13 protein-coding genes are annotated in these 18,939 nt (G+C 61.7%); 9 read left to right on the top strand and 4 right to left on the bottom strand.

Annotated elements, in window-relative coordinates:
- Window positions 1-373: 373 nt before the first annotated feature.
- The 9 genes from AC51GT_RS13030 (at window position 374) to AC51GT_RS12990 (ending at window position 10,457) form a co-directional block, all read left to right on the top strand.
- The gene (locus AC51GT_RS13030) at window positions 374-1,441 is read left to right on the top strand and encodes a Gfo/Idh/MocA family protein (protein WP_496323059.1); all 1,068 of its coding nucleotides are present in this window, start codon (window positions 374-376) and stop codon (window positions 1,439-1,441) included.
- Window positions 1,438-2,430, top strand: a complete 993-nt coding sequence (locus AC51GT_RS13025) for an NAD-dependent epimerase/dehydratase family protein (protein WP_496329021.1) — start codon at window positions 1,438-1,440, stop codon at window positions 2,428-2,430. The genes AC51GT_RS13030 and AC51GT_RS13025 overlap by 4 nt, the downstream gene beginning before the upstream one ends.
- Before the next feature lie 23 nt (window positions 2,431-2,453).
- Window positions 2,454-3,560: a DegT/DnrJ/EryC1/StrS family aminotransferase gene (locus AC51GT_RS13020; protein ID WP_496323061.1), complete on the top strand. Its 1,107-nt coding sequence runs from the start codon at window positions 2,454-2,456 to the stop codon at window positions 3,558-3,560.
- Window positions 3,560-4,207, top strand: a complete 648-nt coding sequence (locus AC51GT_RS13015; RefSeq protein ID WP_496329020.1) for a NeuD/PglB/VioB family sugar acetyltransferase — start codon at window positions 3,560-3,562, stop codon at window positions 4,205-4,207. The genes AC51GT_RS13020 and AC51GT_RS13015 overlap by 1 nt, the downstream gene beginning before the upstream one ends.
- Complete coding sequence (locus AC51GT_RS13010; protein ID WP_496329019.1) at window positions 4,204-5,340, top strand: DegT/DnrJ/EryC1/StrS family aminotransferase; 1,137 nt, start codon at window positions 4,204-4,206, stop codon at window positions 5,338-5,340. Before AC51GT_RS13015 ends, AC51GT_RS13010 begins: the two co-directional genes overlap by 4 nt.
- Window positions 5,341-5,395: 55 nt before the next feature.
- A complete protein-coding gene (locus AC51GT_RS13005) occupies window positions 5,396-6,661 on the top strand; it encodes a glycosyltransferase (RefSeq protein ID WP_496323064.1) in 1,266 nt (421 codons plus the stop codon).
- Window positions 6,662-6,678: 17 nt separating this feature from the next.
- A complete protein-coding gene (locus tag AC51GT_RS13000) occupies window positions 6,679-7,269 on the top strand; it encodes an acyltransferase (RefSeq protein ID WP_496329018.1) in 591 nt (196 codons plus the stop codon).
- Window positions 7,266-9,047, top strand: a complete 1,782-nt coding sequence (locus AC51GT_RS12995) for a glycosyltransferase (RefSeq protein ID WP_496329017.1) — start codon at window positions 7,266-7,268, stop codon at window positions 9,045-9,047. Before AC51GT_RS13000 ends, AC51GT_RS12995 begins: the two co-directional genes overlap by 4 nt.
- A 369-nt stretch (window positions 9,048-9,416) precedes the next feature.
- Complete coding sequence (locus tag AC51GT_RS12990) at window positions 9,417-10,457, top strand: hypothetical protein (RefSeq protein ID WP_496329016.1); 1,041 nt, start codon at window positions 9,417-9,419, stop codon at window positions 10,455-10,457.
- A 47-nt stretch (window positions 10,458-10,504) separates the two neighbouring features.
- Here AC51GT_RS12990 and AC51GT_RS12985 read toward each other — a convergent pair whose 3' ends face one another.
- From AC51GT_RS12985 to AC51GT_RS12970, 4 genes are all read right to left on the bottom strand, one after another.
- Window positions 10,505-11,836, bottom strand: coding sequence for an O-antigen ligase family protein (locus AC51GT_RS12985; RefSeq protein ID WP_496329015.1), 1,332 nt, complete (start codon window positions 11,834-11,836; stop codon window positions 10,505-10,507).
- A 4-nt stretch (window positions 11,837-11,840) separates the two neighbouring features.
- The gene (locus AC51GT_RS12980; protein ID WP_496329014.1) at window positions 11,841-12,503 is read right to left on the bottom strand and encodes a hypothetical protein; all 663 of its coding nucleotides are present in this window, start codon (window positions 12,501-12,503) and stop codon (window positions 11,841-11,843) included.
- 74 nt (window positions 12,504-12,577) lie between these two features.
- Entirely contained in the window at window positions 12,578-15,940 is a 3,363-nt protein-coding gene (locus tag AC51GT_RS12975) for a glycosyltransferase (RefSeq protein ID WP_496329013.1), read from the bottom strand.
- Between the two features lie 10 nt (window positions 15,941-15,950).
- Window positions 15,951-17,363 carry an oligosaccharide flippase family protein gene (locus AC51GT_RS12970; protein ID WP_496329012.1) on the bottom strand — a complete coding sequence of 471 codons (1,413 nt, stop codon included), beginning with the start codon at window positions 17,361-17,363 and terminating at the stop codon, window positions 15,951-15,953.
- Window positions 17,364-18,939: the final 1,576 nt, after the last annotated feature.

Raw genomic sequence — 18,939 nt, 5'->3', positions numbered from 1 at the left:
GAATTGGTTGTGAGTCGGTAGGTATCTATATCAATAGAAGATCATCCATAGCCAAGCTCAGGATGAACTTAAAGCTCAGATATGCATCACACGCGCCTATGTGAGGTGGGAAGTCATTGCCTTTACTTCGGGCTTTTCTGGCTGCTCACGAACAAATTCAATCAATCCGCCTACAAACGGTACTTATGCTAATCACAAGGAAGATCGTCTGAACGTATTCAGTTTCGAATCTGGCTCGCGATTTCGGCAATACCCCACGCATAATCGGCATTGTGACCCACGTCCGCGACCGGGAGACGGACACATCCGCCCGGACGAGCGTGCATCTTGGCTACCTCGGTGGTCGCCCACGCGTTCTATCAAGGAGCAATCGATGAAGAAGCAACTCGGCGTGGCAGTCGTCGGCGCCGGCTACTGGGGCCCGAACCTGGTACGCAACTTCCGGGCCTCGCCGGACTGGGATCTCGTCGCGGTGTGTGACCTGGACCAGCAGCGTGCTCGCGCGGTGATCGGTCCGCGGTCGACGGTGGTCGCCGAGTCGTCATTCGAGCGACTGCTGGAGCGAGATGACATCGACGCCGTCGCGATCGCCACACCGGCGCAGACCCACTCGGCGCTGGCGATGGCCGCACTCGAAGCCGGCAAGCATGTGCTGGTGGAGAAGCCTCTGGCCCCGAGTGTGGCCGAGGCGGGGGTGATGGTGGAGGCCGCTCGTGACGCGGATCGAGTCCTGATGATCGATCACACGTACTGCTACACACCGGCGGTGCAGTACATCGCCCAGGCCGTGCAGGCCGGGACGCTCGGCAACATCATGTACATCGACTCGACTCGGATCAACCTGGGACTGGTGCAGCCCGATGTCGACGTCTTCTGGGACCTGGCGCCGCACGATTTGTCGATTCTCGACTTCATCCTGCCGGGAGGACTCAATCCGGTTGAGGTGAGTGCGACCGGCGCCGACCCGCTTCGGGTCGGCAATGCCTGCGTCGGTCACATCTCGCTGACCATGATCGACGGCTCGACAGCCCACATCAATGTGAACTGGCTCTCGCCCACCAAGATTCGGCAGATGGTCATAGGCGGCAGTCATCGGACCGTCGTCTGGGATGATCTCGACGCGCAACGCCGGGTGGCTGTTCACGACCGGGGTGTCGACCTGGCCTTCGGCCGGTCCGAGGATGAACGGCAGGCCGCGCGAGTCTCATACCGCCTGGGAGACATAACGGTTCCGGCACTCAACGAGAAAGAAGCACTCGCGACGATGGTGGGAGAGTTTGCCGACGCGATCAGATCCGGGCGGACGGCACGCACCGACGGCGCGGCTGGCCTGCGGGTGCTGTCGGTGCTCGAAGCGGTCTCGGAAAGCCTGGCCGCGCGTGGGCGCCCGATCAAGCCGCGTCAGCACGACAAGGCTCTTGCCTTCCGGAGTGCGTCATGACCGCATTGACAGGTGCGTCCGTCCTGGTGACCGGTGGCGCCGGCACGATCGGATCAACAATCGTCGACCAGTTGTTGGATCAGGGTGTGGATCGGATCGTGGTCCTGGACAACCTGGTTCGTGGTCGCGAGGCGAATCTTTCTGTCGCGCTCGATGATCCACGTACCGAGCTGGTGGTCGGCGATCTACGTGATCGTGATCTGGTGAATGATCTGACCAAGGGGTCCGACCTGGTGTTTCATCAGGCAGCCATCCGGATCACCCAGTGCGCCGAAGAGCCGCGGCTTGCCCTCGATGTGCTGGTCAACGGTACCTTCACGGTGCTGGAAGCGGCCGCCGCGCACGGTGTGGACAAGGTGATCGCGGCATCGTCTGCGTCCGTGTACGGAATGGCTGAGCAGTTCCCGACGAATGAGCGTCACCACCACCACAACAACGACACCTTCTACGGTGCGGCCAAGAGCTTCAACGAAGGCATGCTCCGCAGCTTTCGGGCGATGTACGGGATGAAGTACGTCGCACTGCGGTACTTCAACGTGTACGGGCCGCGGATGGATGTGCATGGTTTGTACACCGAGGTGCTGGTCCGCTGGATGGAACGGATCGCGGATGGCCTTCCGCCGGTGATCTTCGGTGACGGGTCGCAGACGATGGACTTCGCGTACACCGAAGACATCGCACGCGCGAACATTCTGGCCGCTCTCAGTGACATCAATGAAGGGGTCTACAACATTGCCAGCGGCGCCGAGACGTCACTGCTGGAGCTTGCCGATTCCCTGTTGCGCGCCATGGATTCGCCATTGTCGGTAGAGCACGGTCCGGAGCGAGCCGTGAACGGGGTGGCACGACGACTCGCCGACGTCGCAGCGGCCCGGCGTGACCTCGGATTCAGCACGGAAGTGAATGTCGAGGACGGACTACGTGCGCTCGTGCGATGGTGGGAACCTCAGCGTGAAAGCATCGCGGCCAGGCGAGGCGTGGCCTCATGACTGCCGTGACCAGGCTAAACGTGATGCAGCCGTACCTTGGTGACGAAGAGATCGCGGCGGTGACCGAGGTCCTCGAATCCGGGTGGGTCGCACAAGGCCCCAGGGTCGCGGAATTCGAAACCCGCTTCGCTGCGGCGGTGGACTCCCGCAATGCGGTTGCAGTGTCGAGTTGTACTGCCGCCCTGCATCTGTCGATGGTGGTGGCAGGTGTAGAGCCCGGCGACGACGTGGTGGTGCCGTCATTTTCATTTGTGGCGACCGCCAACGCGCCGACGTATGTCGGCGCCAACCCGGTGTTCGCCGACGTCGATCCGATCACCGGCAACGTGACCCCCGCGACCATCAAAGCCGCACTGACACCGGGAACCACTGCGGTGATCGCCGTTGATCAGGGCGGCGTACCCGCCGACATCGCCGCCATCAAGGCGCTGTGCGAACCACGGGGCATCACGGTGATCGAGGATGCGGCGTGCGGGGCGGGTTCACGGCTCGCGAACCGCCCGGTGGGGGTGCACGCCGACATCGCGGTGTGGTCGTTTCATCCGCGCAAACTGCTCACCACCGGTGAAGGCGGCATGCTGACCACCAACCGGCCGGACTGGGCCGACCGTGCGCGGAAGTTACGTGAGCATGCGATGAGTGTGAGTGCAACACAACGTCACCAGAGCGTACTGGCTCCGGCAGAGCAGTACCTCGAGGTCGGATTCAACTACCGGATGACCGACCTACAGGCTGCGGTCGGCATCGTGCAGCTGGGTCGGCTCGGCGAAATGGTGACCCGGCGTCGTGTCATGGCGGGGATGTATCAGGATGCGCTCGCGGATATGCCCGGCGTGCGCTGCGTGGCCGACCCCGTCGGCGGGCGAGCGAACTTCCAATCGTTCTGGATCGAAGTCGGTGCCGGGCATCGCAACTCCCGTGACGAACTACTCGGTGAACTCGCAACGGTCGGAATCTCGGCCCGCAGGGGAATCATGGCCGCGCATCGTCAGCCTGCGCATGCGTGGCGCGAGCACGCTGACCTGACAGTCACCGAACGGTTGACCGATTCGACGCTGATCCTGCCACTGTTTCACCAGATGACCTCTGACGACCTGTTCCGGGTCGTGGACGTGATCAGGGGCAACTGATGCGATCGGTGATCTTGATCGGTGCCGGCGGCCTCGCCAGAGAGGTCATCGCATTGCTCGAAGACTCTTCGGAGTACAAGGCGATCGGTCTGCTGGACGACAACACAACAGTGCACGGCACCGACATTGGTGGCTTGCCCGTTCTCGGTGGGATCGACTCGGCCGGTGACCACGACGACTCCGACTTCCTGGTCTGCACCGGATCGGGCCGGTCGCGCCGGCTGATAGTCGAACGGTTGCTCCGGCTGGGAATCGACAGTGCGCGGTATGCCACTGTCATCGCCCCGGACGTGCGAATCCCCACGGATTCCGAGGTCGGTTCGGGGGCCATTCTCCTGGCAGGCACCGTGCTCACCACCTCGGTGTCGATCGGAGACCACGCCGTGCTGATGCCGCGCGTGGTCTGTACGCACGACAATCGGATCGCGGACTTCGGGACCCTTTGTGCTGGAGTGACTCTCGGCGGGTCCGTCGTGGTGGAAGAACAGGCGTATCTGGGTATGAACAGCGCCGTCAAACAGAACGTGCGGGTAGGAACTGGTGCGGTTCTGGGCATGGGCTCGGTGCTGCTGGTCGACCTACCGGACCACCAGGTCTGGGCGGGTAACCCCGCCCATCCCATCAATCATGGAGACAGCAGGGAATGACGATAGAGCGACTTGCCCCGCGCACCGAAGTGCCCTTTGTGGATCTCGTGTCGCAGTTCGACGACGTCGCCGCCGAGGTGATGCCGCAGGTGCGAGACCTGCTGCAGAGCGCCGGGTACATAGGCGGGAAACCGGTGGCAGATTTCGAGGCGGCATACGCTGCTTATTCTGGTGCGCGCCACTGCGTTGGCGTCGGAAACGGCACCGATGCCATCGAGATCGCGCTGCGCGCAGTCGGAATCGGACCGGGTGACGAGGTGATTCTGCCGGCCAACTCGTTCATCGCGACTGCCGAGGCCGTGAGCCGAGCAGGTGCGACGCCGGTGCTGGTCGATGTGGACCCGCAATACCTGCTGATCGATCCGGAGCAGGTTGAGGCGGCGATCACCACCCGCACCCGCGCGATCATCCCCGTCCATCTGTTCGGTCAGAGTGCGCCCGTTGCAGAGCTTGTTGAGATGGCGAACCGGCACGGTGTGGCCATCATCGAGGATGGCGCCCAGTCCCAGGGCGCAAGTCGATGCGGTGTCCCGGCCGGAACGATCGGGATCGCCTCGGCGACGAGCTTTTACCCGGGCAAGAACCTCGGCGCAGCCGGTGACGCCGGTGCGGTGCTGACGAGTGATGAATCAGTAGCGGATCGGGTCAGGACCATTGCTGCCCATGGGAGTCGGGAAAAGTATGTGCATGATCTGATCGGTCTGAACTCCAGGCTCGATGCCATCCAGGCCGTGGTCCTGCGGGCAAAGCTGGGACATCTGGAACGGTGGAATCAACTGCGGCGTAACGCCGCCGACCGATACGGCGAGTTGCTCGCGCCCTTCGAGGGCGTGCGCGTGCCCAGCTCGTCCCCGGGAAATGTCGATGTGTGGCACCTGTACGTGGTGCGGGTGGACAACCGCGACCGCGTACTCGAGGGACTCGGCGCTGAAGGGATCGGCGCGGGCATCCACTATCCGACACCGATTCATCTGACGGGGGCATACAGGGCGGGACATCGGACCGGGCAATTCCCGGTCAGTGAGCAGGCGGCGGGTCAAATACTTTCGCTGCCGATGTTTCCGCATATCTCGAGCGGTCAGCAAGAGCGCGTCGCCGACTGTTTGGGGATGATCGTCGGTGGCGTCAGATGAGGCAGTGCGTGCGACCACCACGTTGGTGTGGGAACCGTCGTCGAAGGTGAATCGAATGCGAATACTGGTCTATCCCAAAGACCTCCGATCCGGCGATAGCCAGCGGAGTGCGGTCGAACTGGGAGGGGCCCTGGCTGCGATCGGGCATTCGGTCACAGTGATCGGAGTGCCCGGGATGCTGGTCGAACGGGTACGCGAGCTCGATGTGGAGCTGGTTTTGCTGCCTTGCGGTCCGGTGAAGAGCACCTTGCAGACGGTCCTGCGGTTGCGGAAGGTCATCCGGGAGCGATCAATCGATGTCATCCACGCCTTCGAGTGGGAAGCAATATCTGAAGCGTTCATCGCCGCGAATCTGAGCAGCCGGGAAGTGGCAGTGGTCGGCACGATTCATTCGAGAGGCCCATCCCCGATCCTGCCGCACACGGTCCCCCTGCTGATGGGAGCCCGGAGCGCGGCGGCGGAGAAGCGGATCGCCGGCTTCGCTCGGGTGGGTGTGCTGGAGCCGTGGGTCGACACAGTGGAGAACGAACCGGGACTACCCGCCGCCACCGGAAACTTCCTGCAGCGCTGCCACATCGACACCAGCGGGTTGGTGGTGGCGTTGGTGACATCACTGGACAGTGAACGATCCATCAGCCGGCTGATGACTGTGATCGAGACAATCGGGGACATCGCGGCCGAAGGCACCTCCGTGCAACTGCTGGTGGTCGGCGATGGAGCACTACACGGGTCGGCAGCGGTGCGAGCAACCGAATTCAACGCGCGTTCCGGGCGTGAGGTGGTCGTGCTTGCAGGTGAATTGCTCGATCGTCGAGTTGCGTACGCGGCCGCAGACGTGGTGGTGGCGTCCGGCAGCTCGGTGGCTCATGGCATGGCCTTCGGGAAACCGGTTGTCATTGCAGGTGAACGGGGATTCTTCAGGCCATTGAGCCATGCGACCATCGAGGAGTTCACCTGGAGCGGATGGTACGGCGTCGGTAGCGGAACTCGTCTGGGCAAAACTGAACTACTGACTGCACTCGAGCCGCTACTCGAGAGTGAGCGACTTCGCGAGTATCGGGGCACGTATTCACGAGAAGTGGTGGCGGCCTACGGGTTGGGTGAAGCAGTTCAGCGGCAACTCCAAGAATATGTCGATGCCCTCAACACGAAGGTCGGCCGGGTCGCGAGGCTTGTCGACATAAGTCGGGTGGGTGTAGCCCTGCTGCTTCGGCGTGGATTGCGGCCGAGGTCGCGCCGCCGACCCCACCGGAACCGAATGGTCCTGCCCGACACCGAAAACACTCACCCTGACCACACCGTGAACGCGCGGTGCGGATAGCTATGAAGGCGACTGATATGACAGTGCTCAGTGACCACGACGTGCGGATCCACCCGCAGGCGTTGTGTGAAAGCGGCGATGTCGGCCCGGGCACCCGGGTCTGGGCGTTCGCCCACATCCTCGGCCAGGCACGGGTCGGGCGTGACTGCAATATCTGCGACCATGCCTACATCGAGGGCGGGGCGGTGGTCGGGGATCGGGTCACCGTCAAGAACAGGGTCCTGATCTTCGAGGGAGTCACCATCGAAGATGACGTGTTCCTGGGTCCCGCGGTCGTCTTCACCAACGACCTGCGTCCACGCGCTCACATCAAGCGTGGCGGTGATGCGCTGTCGACCACCCGGGTGCGACGCGGCGCGACGTTGGGTGCCGGCGTCGTTGTGGTGTGCGGAACAACAATTGGGGAGCATGCGTTCGTCGGCGCGGGTGCCGTGGTGGTCGCTGATGTCCCGGCCTACGGCTTCATCGTGGGAAATCCCGGCCGGAGGATTGGTTGGGCGTGCCTGTGTGGACAACGCCTGCCCGACGATCTGATCTGCGGTGACTGCGGGAGCACCTATCGATGCGATGTGGACGTGCTCGAACCAAGCGGGAGCGCTGCGTCATGACGAATGTCGGTGAATTTCTCGGAGCCGAAGGCCCAGTTGATGTGGCAGTGGTCGTGGTGACTTACAACAGCTGTGGAGACATCGGCTGGTTACTTGCAGATCTTCGACGCGAGGCCGGGACGAGTTCGATGCGCGTGGTCGTGGTCGACAACGATTCATCGGACAGCACAATGGAACTCGTATCCGAGGACGGTGATGTGATCTTGATATCGGCTGGTGCGAACATCGGCTATGCCGGGGGGATCAACGTTGCGCGCCGATATGCTGGTGACTGTCGCGCGATCCTCATACTGAACCCGGATCTGCGCATCCGGCCCGGTGCTGTGCGGATCATGCTGGATGCACTCGACAACGGACGTGCGGGTGTGATCATTCCCCGAATCGTTGACGAAGACGGCGAGACCTACCCGTCGTTGCGTATCGAGCCGACTGTTCGTAATGCACTGGGCGACAGTATGTTCGGACACCACTTCGCCCGGCGTCCCGGATGGATGTCGGAGACCGTCTGGGAACCGGCAGAGTATGAGTATCCTCATCGGGTCGATTGGGCGACCGGCGCCGCGCTGCTGATACGCGCTGATGTCGACAAGGCCGTCGGCGACTGGGACGAACGATACTTCCTGTATTCCGAAGAAGTCGACTATCTTCGGCGGGTGCGGGAGGCCGGCCACGCGGTGTGGTACGAACCGGCGGCAGCCGTGGCACACCGCGGAGCAGGGTCGGGTAGCTCACCTGCATTGTCAACGTTGATGGCAGTCAATCGAGTCCGCTATTTCCGTAACCACCACGGGAAGATCCGATCCGGATGCTTTCGGACAGCGGTCATCCTCGGAGAATTGTTGCGGGCGTACGACGGTGGTCACAGAAGAACACTCGGGTACCTCTGTGATGCTGCCCGGTGGCAAAAGTTGCCCAGTGCGGCGTCAACCCCGATTCGGATGGAGGGGCGCGGCCTCGGCGCGGTGATCGTGCCCGCGCACAACGAGGCTGCCGTCATCGGGCGGACGCTTGAACCGTTGGCCGCTGCTGCTTCCGAGGGGACGATCGAACTCATCGTCGTGTGTAACGGATGCACCGACGACACTGCGGAAGTCGCTCGCGCATACAAGGGCGTGACGGTGGTGGAAACCGCCGAGGCCTCGAAGATCGCTGCGCTGAACTTGGGTGACGACGCGGCCAGGTCGTGGCCACGTCTTTACCTCGACGCAGACACTCAGATCTCCATATCGGCTGTGGCGCAAGTCTTTGATGAACTCCGATCAGGCCCCGTGCTCGCTGCGCGACCCTCGTCGAGATTCGATGTGGAAGGCGCCGATGCGATTGTGCGCTCGTACTATCGCGCCCGCTCTCGGATCGCCTGGTTCCGCACGGCATTGTGGGGTGCTGGTGCGTACGGGCTCAGCGAGGCCGGGCATCGCCGGATCGGCCCGTTTCCGGACCTGACCGGAGACGACCTCTGGGTGGATGCCCAGTTCGAAGCGCATGAGAAAGCTGTCGTCGAAACAGCACCGACTGCAGTTGTTGTCCCGCGCGATAGGCGCAGCTTGCTGCACATGTTGAAGCGGGTATACCGAGGCAAGGCCGAGGTCGTTTCGGCTCCGGGCGCCGGGCGTACCCTCCATGCCGTGGTCAGCGGTATTCGCGGACCGCTATCAGCTTGGGATGCAGGCACGTACGTCGCACTCACCGTCGCCGCCAGGCGCGATGCGCGTCATGTTCGTCCCGGTTCATGGGAGCGGGACGAGAGCAGTCGCAAACAGGTTGCGGTCTCCGTATGAACGAACTCGGGGACGCCGGAGCTTTCGGCGCGCTCGAGATTCAGCACAGGATCCTGTCCGATACTGCAACCGCAGTCGTTATCAGATTGGTTTAGAGAAATGCGTATTCCTTCCTCGACGGCGGTTCGCGGGTTCGCGGCAATGGCAGTCGTTCTATGCCTGGCCACCACCGCGTGCGAAACGCAGGGGAATTCGGGGGCCGACTCCAGAAGCAGTGTCACGGACTTGCCGAAGGTCGCGTGGGAAGGCGGGCCCGAGTACTGGGCACAGTTCGAAAATGCCTCAGACTGGACGTCTCCAGACTTCTTTCCGATAGGTCTTTGGTACGGATCGTTCGACACTGCGGAACAGGTTCGGTGGGACCAGCAGTTGGGCATCAACTTCTACACCGGAGGACTGTGGAAGGACTCATCCTTCGAGACCCTCGAAAGCACCGGAATGTACTGGGTGGGAGGCAAAGTGAATGAAGGGTTTGATGAGACCTCCAAGAACTGGCCCGGGCAGATCACGGATGATGAGGTCGACGGACGTTTCCCGAATCCGGCCGACGGCCACGCCTATCTCCAGGAGATAGAAGACAAGCTGCGCGATCGCGGGCAGTTCCTGTACGGCAACTACACCCAGATGGTCGTCGGCTCTGACCTGCCCGTCTCGGCTCAGGAAAAGTATGTCAATGACTTCACAGATGTGGTGAGTCTCGACATGTACCTCTATACGATTCCGTTCTGCGACTGGGAACAGTACCGAGGAGACCTCTACGTGAACCCGATTCCACAGTCCACCTGCCGAACCGCTTCGAGCTACGGCCGCATGACCGACTCCCTGCGTACACGTGACTCTGCTGACGGAAAACTCCAACCGATATGGAACTTCGTCGAGGTACTGAACGGTGCAGGGGACGAGAAGTCGTATGTGCGCGAGATTGCGCCGGACGAGGTGAAAGGCGCGGCGATGGCATCGGTGATCAACGAGGCACGAGGAATTGTGTGGTTCCAACAGTCATTTGCCGGCGCCTGCCAGACCTCACAATCGCTGCGAAACGCCCAAGACCAGGGCGAGAGCTTTTGTGGCAAGGATCAGGTGGCAGCGATGTCGGAGGTGAACAACCTTCTCCGCTCGCAGGCAGCCGTTTTGAACACGCAGAGCTATGAATGGGACTTCGGGGATCGGACCGACACGATGCTCAAGGTCAAGGATGGATTTGCATACGTTTTCGCCATGACCGACGGCGAAAGCGGTGAACGTACGTTTGTGGTGCCGACAGGCCTGTCGGACTCGGTCGAGGTGGTGGGCGAGGACCGGAAGCTACAGGTCAGCGAAGGAACATTCTCAGACGACTTCGCTTCGGAGTCGAGCTACCACATCTACAAGATCGCGGTGGGTTCTTCGTCCGGCTCGTTCGGCAGCTGATTCGTGCAACCCCTCGGGCGGAATAGTAGCTCCGAGACCGGTACCGATCAGGACTTGATCGTCGCCGTGGTGGCGGCTTCTCCGGCTTCCGTCGTGTCCCGGCCGCGTGCGGACCACAGCAGACCGAAGAGAAGGAAGACGATGAATGTCGCCTGTTGAAAGGTGAACAAGTCGAAGGTGAAGCTCGATGCGAGGCACCCGATGAATGCCGCCCCGATCGCGTACGACTGGTCCCGGTCGCGTTCGGTGGTCGATCGACGCAGGCTGGATGTGATTCCGACAATGCCGCCCACCGTGAGCACCACCATGGCGGTCAAACCGACCAGTCCGCCCTGCACGATGGCTTGCAACCACTGATTGTCCAGGTAACGAAACTCGGTCGGTGGGTAGCCGCCCAATCCGAGTCCGAAGAACGGATCTTCCCGGAACTGTTCGCGTACGGCCTCATAGTCTTCGGTGCGCGTGCGAATGCTGTCGTCCGTCCCAGAGCCGGTGATCGTTGATATCAGCGAGTTCAATGGGCCCGGGTAGACGATCTTGTAGAACAGCAGGATGCCCACTCCGATGACTGCTGCATTGCCGAGGAATCGGAGTCTCATGGAGAAGGCGTAGAAGATCAGCGCGCCGATCAGCGTGATGACGCCAGTGCGTGAAACCGCCAGAGGTACGGACATGAACGCCAGGACGCACGCGATCGTGCTCAGCTGGCGCCGAATGGGTGTGCTGCCGAAACGGGCGAAATGGAGAGCCAATGGCACCGTGGCGGCCGCGACGACGGCAAATTCGATTGCATGATCAGAGGTTCCGAGCACTCGGACGGCCGCGCCGCGGACAGAGAGGCCGGACGCTTCGAGGTTTTCCACGAACCCTGGTGGCACAAGCATGAATCGGAGGTCCAGCGGAGTCAGGCCCTGCAGGATTCCGACGGCGCAGGCAAATGCCAATCCGGACACGAGCGTGCCCAGGACGATAGAGCGTTGGCGGAACGTGTGGACCGATTGGATGATGTACAGCGCGACACCGACATCCGCCAGCGTTATCAGCGCCGTCCGAGTCTTGCTGGATTCCACGACTGCGTTGCCGACGTCCAGCAGTCCCATTGCATATGTCAGCAGTTGTAGGAACAGGAACCCGAGCATCAGGAGTGTGCCGGTGTTCGGCATTGCCTGCTTCGGCTTTGCGCGCGCTTTCAAGAATCCGACCACGACCAGCAGCATGCAGATATAAGCAAGCATTCGTGCCGGTGAGCCGTGGCCACGCAGGGGGCCAGGCAATACGGAGATGGTCGGGATGACCGGAACGATGAAGCAGACGATGGCGGCCAGCCACGGGACAGATTCTCTGGTGACTTTGGAGACGGACGTGTTGGCCGTTGTCATTGCGCTACGTATCGCTGGTCTGTTTTTTCGGTTGCATGCCTGCAACCGGATGGTGATTGAGTTCGGTGACCGGATAGACCACCTGGTCCGCCGATTCTGCTCCATCGGCCGTCGCCTCGCGACGACGAGAGCGTCGTCGGATCGCCACGTCACCGGCTACTCCGATCAATACAGACAGCGCGATGCCCACGACGAATATGGCCACAGTGGTACGCGCCCGTCCTGGTTTACGCGCCTCAGGTGCGGTGGGGGGTCTGACCGGGTAAGTGGTCGCCTGGGTGGACGCGACAACGCCGGCGCCCTCTTGGATCTGCTTCAAAGTGTCCTGCGCCTGCTGTGTCACCAGCGTGAGGGTTTTCGCGACTTCCTCGGGATCCGAGGACGTGGATTCAACTGTCACCAGCGGCAATTGACCGCCCGGCACGGCGTAGACGGCGGTGACGTAGGTTGGAAGTCCGCCTCTGCTCTCGATCTGCATTCGCACGGCTTCGTCCTGGAGGCCGAGGGACAGCAGGTTCGAGAGCAAACCGATACCGCCGGTATCCATCAACCCATTGGAGGGCAGCCCAGAACCAGGGCTCGCAGGTGCGACCGCCGGCGCGATTCCGAGAACGGTGGTGCCAACATATTTCGTCTGCACGCTCGCATAAGTGATGCCGCTGATCACCAACGTCAGCAACACCAAGGGCAGAGTGATGTACCAGCGTCGGGCACATGCCCTGGCTACGTCGAACAAGTCCATTAGTTTGTCTCCTGATCAAGTCCGCTGGTCGCTGCGGCGGCGGTCTGTGCACGCCGAATTCGCTTCAGCGCACGAACTTTCGTCAATTGTTCTTCTGCTCGGTTGCGCGTTCGCGCCATTCCCTCGGCTCCAAATGCAGCAACTGCGGCCGACTTGGTGGCGCTCCGTGCGGCCTCATAGGCGGTCCTGGATGAACGTTGAACCGAAAGGTCGTAGAGCCGCTGCGAGCGGGTCGGCACGGTCACGTCCTCCAGCAGTTCCGGAAACCTGAGCCGGAAGTCGACCGGGGAGGTGAGTCTGCCGCGTACCCGATTGCTGACGTTACGGCCGTGAATGACTTGCAACCAACCTGGTTCGCCGCCGACCTCGATGACCGGTAGCTCTTTCGCGAGCAGGTTGTGCCACGTGGCCCAGCAACCACGCGGTTCTTCCCAGGTCTCGCTGACCGAACAGAACGCATTGTGGCGATCTGTCCGCCGATATAGCCTGCCTTCTCGTCGGATCAGTCCGTTGGTCAGGTAGATCGCGTACCGCTGCTGATCCGGCGGGGCAGCTTGCACGCGCTCGACGAAATCGTTCGCGAGTCCGTCGTCGTTGTCCAGGTTGGTGGTGATCAGAACTTCGCCCTTGCCGCCGGTGGCCTCTGCGATATCGGAGAAGAGTTCGGCATGGCTGACGGAGCCTCGGTAGATGGGTGTGAAGAGACCACCCGCACTGAGCTCCGATACCTTCTCTCGCAACCAGTGCGGCGTCTCCGGATCGAAGTAGATGATCCACGAGAAGCTTTGATTGGTCTGGCGCTCGACGGAGGGAGCGCAAAATCTGGTGAAGAGCTCCCATCGCTCCGTCAACCAGCCGTCTTCGAGGCGGATCCGTTGCTCCCTGCCCTCTGAGGGCAAGTTGAATCGTGTCAGCAGGGCGTGATCAATCCGTTGCCTGCCAGTGCTTTTGGAGTCCATGGCGTTTCCTGATTGGTTTTCCAAAGAGTTGTCGAGCAACTGACGAAGGGCGTCTGCACGCACTGTCCAGCTGTGTGTCGCGGCCAGTTCGCGTCGTTCTCGGGAGGCAACTGACCCGGCTGTAGGATTGCGGCAGAAGTTGTCGGCAACCTTGCCGAATTCGTGAGCGGAGCCCGTCACCGCAACAAGGTCCGTGGCAAGCCATCGAGTCGCCGGTAAGTCTGTCGAGGCAACCGGAATGCCGGCTGCGAGATAGTCGAGCGTCTTGAGAGGGAAACTCTGACTGTTGAACTCGTTGATCTTGTAGGGCGTCAATCCGACCGCTGCATGTGCGATGTAGGAAGCCGCCTCGGTCCTGTTCTTCGAGCCGACCCAGCTGATTCGTGGGTGGGTGAACAGCTGATCCAGTGCCGCGGTGCATTCCGGATCAGACTCCGTCCTGGGACCTACGAGGACCAGGTCGCTTCCCGCATCCGCCACTGCACGAATGGCAGCGATATCGATCCGCTCGTTGATCTGCCCGGCCAGCACGGCGTAGGGTCCGTCGGCGATCCCCGCGGGTCGCTCGCATTCCTGCGCGTACAGTTCCGGGCTGCACCCGTTGGGTACGAGGTGCACGTCGATCCCGGGCCGCAGCGTGGTGAGGGTTTCGGTCAATGCGGGTGTGACGGCCGTGACGACGTCGGCGGCTTCGAGGTTCCGTCGCATGACCTCAGTGATTCTCCCCCTGCCGATCCCCATCATCTCGGCACCTGCGGCCCAGTTGTCGGTGACCACGTAGGCCTTTGTCCCGCCGATTCTTTGGGGGAACGTGATCGTTGGCGATGCAACGACAACTGCGACCGGTTCGATGTGCGAGGCCCGGAGGTATGACCGCAGTCGGCGGTGGACGATGGTCTGCGTCAGACTCCTGCTCACCGGTTTCGACGAAGCAGGCAATCCGATCACGCTGAAACGGACCAGATTTTTGTTGATCGCGGACACATGCGCAGGCGGTCGGATTCTCGAACGTAGGTACCAGGTTGCCGGCACCGCCGGATCCACCCAGACAACGGGACATGAATCAGACAGTGCGAGTGCCAGATTTGCGTCTGTGCCGGGGATCTCGTCCCACCTGCTGCCGGCGAAGAACACGATCGCCTTCGTGCCGTTCACATGGTCACCTTCTGTGGTGCGTTCGGCTGCGACAGGCGTGGCATTGAAATCATCGGCTGTCGCCCGACCCATGACCGTGGATATCTCTCTGGCCACGAAGTAGCGGAGGTACCGGCCTGCCGAGCGCACACCATCGACGATTCGGAGGCGCCGAGCCGGGATGCTCGTCAATGCGTTCTCATAGTGTGCCCGTTGCTTTTCCGCGGCTTTTGTCAACGAGAATCGATCGGAGACCACGTCCAGCGCGAACGCCCCGAGTTCCTCGCGCTTCGCCTGGTCGTGCAATAGCGGAGTGAGGATATCGATCAACTGTTGCTTGCCGACCTCGGTACCATCACCGACCCCGTACCAACCCGACCACAGAAACTCATCTGCGGAGTTGGCGTCGAGGAGTTTCCAGTAGCCCTGTTCTCCCTGCACCACAACGGGTTTCGCAAAAGCGCATGCACGTAATGCTGAACCCCCCATGCCGAGCGACACATCGGCGGCGGCGTACGCAGGTCGCGGGTCGGCAAGCGAACCGGTCAGCACTATCGTGCCGGGAAAGCGTGCGTTCACTGTGCGAGCCCGGGCGTGAACGGTCTCTGCGGCCGGTCCGTCGCCCACGATGACGAGTTGGGCTCGCGTGACCGTCCTCAACTCGCCGAAGGCGTCGATTGCAGAGAGCAGGCCTTCGAGCTTCAGTTCGGTGGACAGTCTGCCGACCACCACCACTGTCGGCGTGTGAGGGTCGATATCCCATTCTTCAAGGAAGGCTCCGACCCCGGCGTCTTTTGCCGGATTGTTGAGTGTGAGGTCGACGGGGGGCTCAAGCGTGGAGACCCGTCTGCGACCGGTAGAGCGCTCTGCAGCCGCTATCTGCTCGGTCCCGACGATGAGGGGAACGCATTGAGGCAAGAAGTCCGCTACGGACATCGACATCACGGTACTGATGCTGCGCTTCCGGGTGAATGCGGCCGCCAGCCAGCACTCCAAGGCGGGCGGCCATTCGTAGCCGTGAAGCACATCGATCTCGCGTTCCCGGACGATCTTGATCAGGGCGTAGACCGCTGAGGGCGACGGGCGTCGACGCGGGCGGGGAGCCGGGACGAAGTCCAGACCCAGGTCGTTGATGTAGTCGACCATGGCTCCTGGATAGCCGAAGACCGTGACCTCTTGCCCCTGCGCTGAGAGAGCCGCCGCGAGCTCGATCGCGTTCAGTTGGCTGCCGCCGATCTCGAGGTCATGCGGGTACACCAGTATTTTCATCAGATTCCACCTATGCGGCGCGCAGGTTGCGCACTTCGGAAAGTTGGTGACGATCCCGGAACAACAGCGCCATCGCGAGGGCGACGCCTACAAGGCCTGCGGCAAGGCAGGCAACGCCGGGGTACGGCACGACAATGGAGAGAGCCCAGCTGGCAGCCAACGCAGCGATGCCACTCGCGGCGGGCAGCGCCAATCGTTGGAGGGCGTGTGTGACGGCAAGGCCGGTTGAGTGGATGAGAACGAAATAGAGGGGGAGTGCCACAAGTGCAGCGACCAGAACCTGCGCCAGCGCGACACCTTCGATCCCCACCAAGGTGGCACCTGCAAACGCGGCTGGGAGTAGGACGATCAACCAGCCGAATTGAATCGCGAAAATCTGCGTCGAGCGCCCGACGACGACGAGGTAGTCGTACATGAGTTCAAACAAGATCCGGAGTAGTGCGAAGACTGCGAGGAAAGTCAGGACCGATGCGGCGGGTGCCCACTCTGATCCGTAAACGAACTCGACGATCGGGCCGGCGGCGCCGGCGATGACCATGCAGGTAGGCACGGAGACGGCCGCGACCAGGCCGATCATCGTACGAACCGTCGAAGTCATGACCTCGGCGTCATGACGGACACGTGCGAACAACGCCGGCGCGACGCTGCGAAGTGGTTGTGACAGCAGGCTGACCGGCCACGACGAGAGGTTGTAAGCGAGCACATAGAAACCCAGCTGCGTCGCGCCGAGCGTGGATCCGACTATCAATTGGTCTGAGTAACCGGCAGCGAAGACGAGCACGCTGGCGGCAGCAAGTGGGAGTCCGAATCTCAGAAGTGGCCGAATCAGGGAGCGCTCGAATCCGAACCGCAGCCCGCCCGGCGCATAGGCGAGGAACATCAGCCCGGAAACAACTGTCGCGACGACTCGACCGATTGCCAGGCTCATCGCACCGACACCGACAAGCACCAGTGCCACGGAGATTGCGGCTCCCAGCCAGACGTTCACCTGGTCGATCGCCATCCGTTCCTTTTGCCGGAACTCTCGTTGCATGAGGGCCGCCGGAGCCGCGACCATTCCGTTGAGGATGATGCAGACCGCCATGACCCGCACGACATCTGTCGAGGCAGGATCGCCCATGGCGGACGCAAACTGCGGGGCGCAGAGGTAGGTTGCCGCGAACAGGATCGCACTGCTGGCCACCGAGATCGTCATCACCGTGGGAGCGATCACCCGCGGATCGCCCGGCCACCTGACGATGGCCAGGCTGATACCCAATTCGTTGAAGCTGAGTACTGCCAGCAGGGCAACTGTTGCGACTGCGAATGTGCCGTACTCGGTCGGTCCCAGCTGGCGGGCGAGGAAAATGCCGATTGCCAGGGTGCCCAAACGTGAGAGCGCAGTATTTCCGAAGCTCCAGAGCACCGCTTTGGAGGCTGACATGCCCAACTCATCGTGCGGTGACCGATCTGTTGCCGGTGTGTCCTGGTTGCTAACCACCGGTCACACCCATGGCACGTGGAAGGTCTGCTGCCTGCCGCCCGGACGCCGGCACTGGACGCGAGGTGGGGGAACCAATGACAGCGGCACGGAATGCCTTATCCATGGGTCTCCTTTGAATCGTCCGGCTGCAGTCGCGACCTCGATTGATTTTCCAGCCGTGTAGGCACTCTATTCCAAGACTGGTCGAATATTCCGACGAAAGTGCCTCTGGATCGACGAGAAGAGGCCGCGTGGCTTCGCTCGAACCACCTCGACCGGACGCTGCACATGTGGGCTGCAGAGTTGTGTGGTCCGGGGTAGGTTGCAGGGGAAGATATCGTGTTAAATGATTGCAGCACAACAGCTTCTGAGAACTCTGACCTGAAGACCTCGGCGATCAACGTCGAGCCACGAGGGCATGGGTGCTGGACGGGCCGAACTGGAAACCATGCACCTATGAATCGAATATGAACGTGACAATCACATGTCTGCTCATGGGATATGTGGAAATATCGGCCGTTTATACTACGGGTTAATTCGCAATCAAATTTCTGTCTTCGAGTGAAGATTCAAGCGTTCGGACTACCCGAAAGAATCAATTCGGGCGCTAGCCATTCTGCCCGGATTGATGCTATGGCGGCGTGGACGTCCGCTCTCGGTGGCCACGGCTCGGGGGCTGCTTCGCGGTGAGCTCGAACCGTCAGGCGGTTCGCACCGGTTGCCCGATTCTCGTGGTGTGTTGCCCCGTAGCGTCAGGCCACACGTCGACGGCTTCGCCGGCCGTCGGGGGACTGGGCCCGAACGGGCAAGGGGCAAGGTCGGCGCAGGTGCCGGGAGCGGCGAAAGGCGCATCGGTTGGGCCGCGCGAGGGAAAGCGGCCGGACCCGGAACGTGCTGACTCCGGATCCGGCCGCCGAGCGCTTTGGTTATGAACTACCGAGCGCGCCAACGAGCGAAGTGGCGATGAACTCGGCGATGGGGCCGATGAGCTCAATGAACCCGAAGAATGCTGACGACATATGCGTTCCTTCCGTTTACTGTGGGTGGCTCGTAATGCCTCGCGGACGTTTATCGAACACAAATATTTCGACCGCGAGAACTTGAACCGTAAATATGATGACGCATGTGTGATGAAAATCGCTGCATTCCGTGATAGTTGCGGAGACTCGACACTGACTTTGACGTGAGTCTGGGCGTCGCTCCGGATTCGGAGCGCTATTCTTTGCGGGGGTTGGTTCGAGTCGTCTCCGATTTTTCTACCGGGAACCGAGGGTTCCCCGGCTGGCGGGCAGCGTCGCACCGAGTAGCGCGCTGTGGTTTGTCGTTCGTGGAATGTGAATCCCCGACTGCGCACCTTTGACGCACCTTCTGAGGTAACTCATGCACCAATTGGATGAATATCTGGTTTCACCTCACACACGCGGACGTCAACCGCCCAAACTGGACTGCTAAATGCAGTTATGATCGCGACAATCACGCCGATATGACCGTGACACTCATATGTTGAAGTTGCTGCGTTACTTCAACACTCGGGGGG

The organism is Williamsia sp. z34 (assembly GCF_059553395.1).
This window is presented reverse-complemented; position numbering and strand designations above follow the sequence as displayed.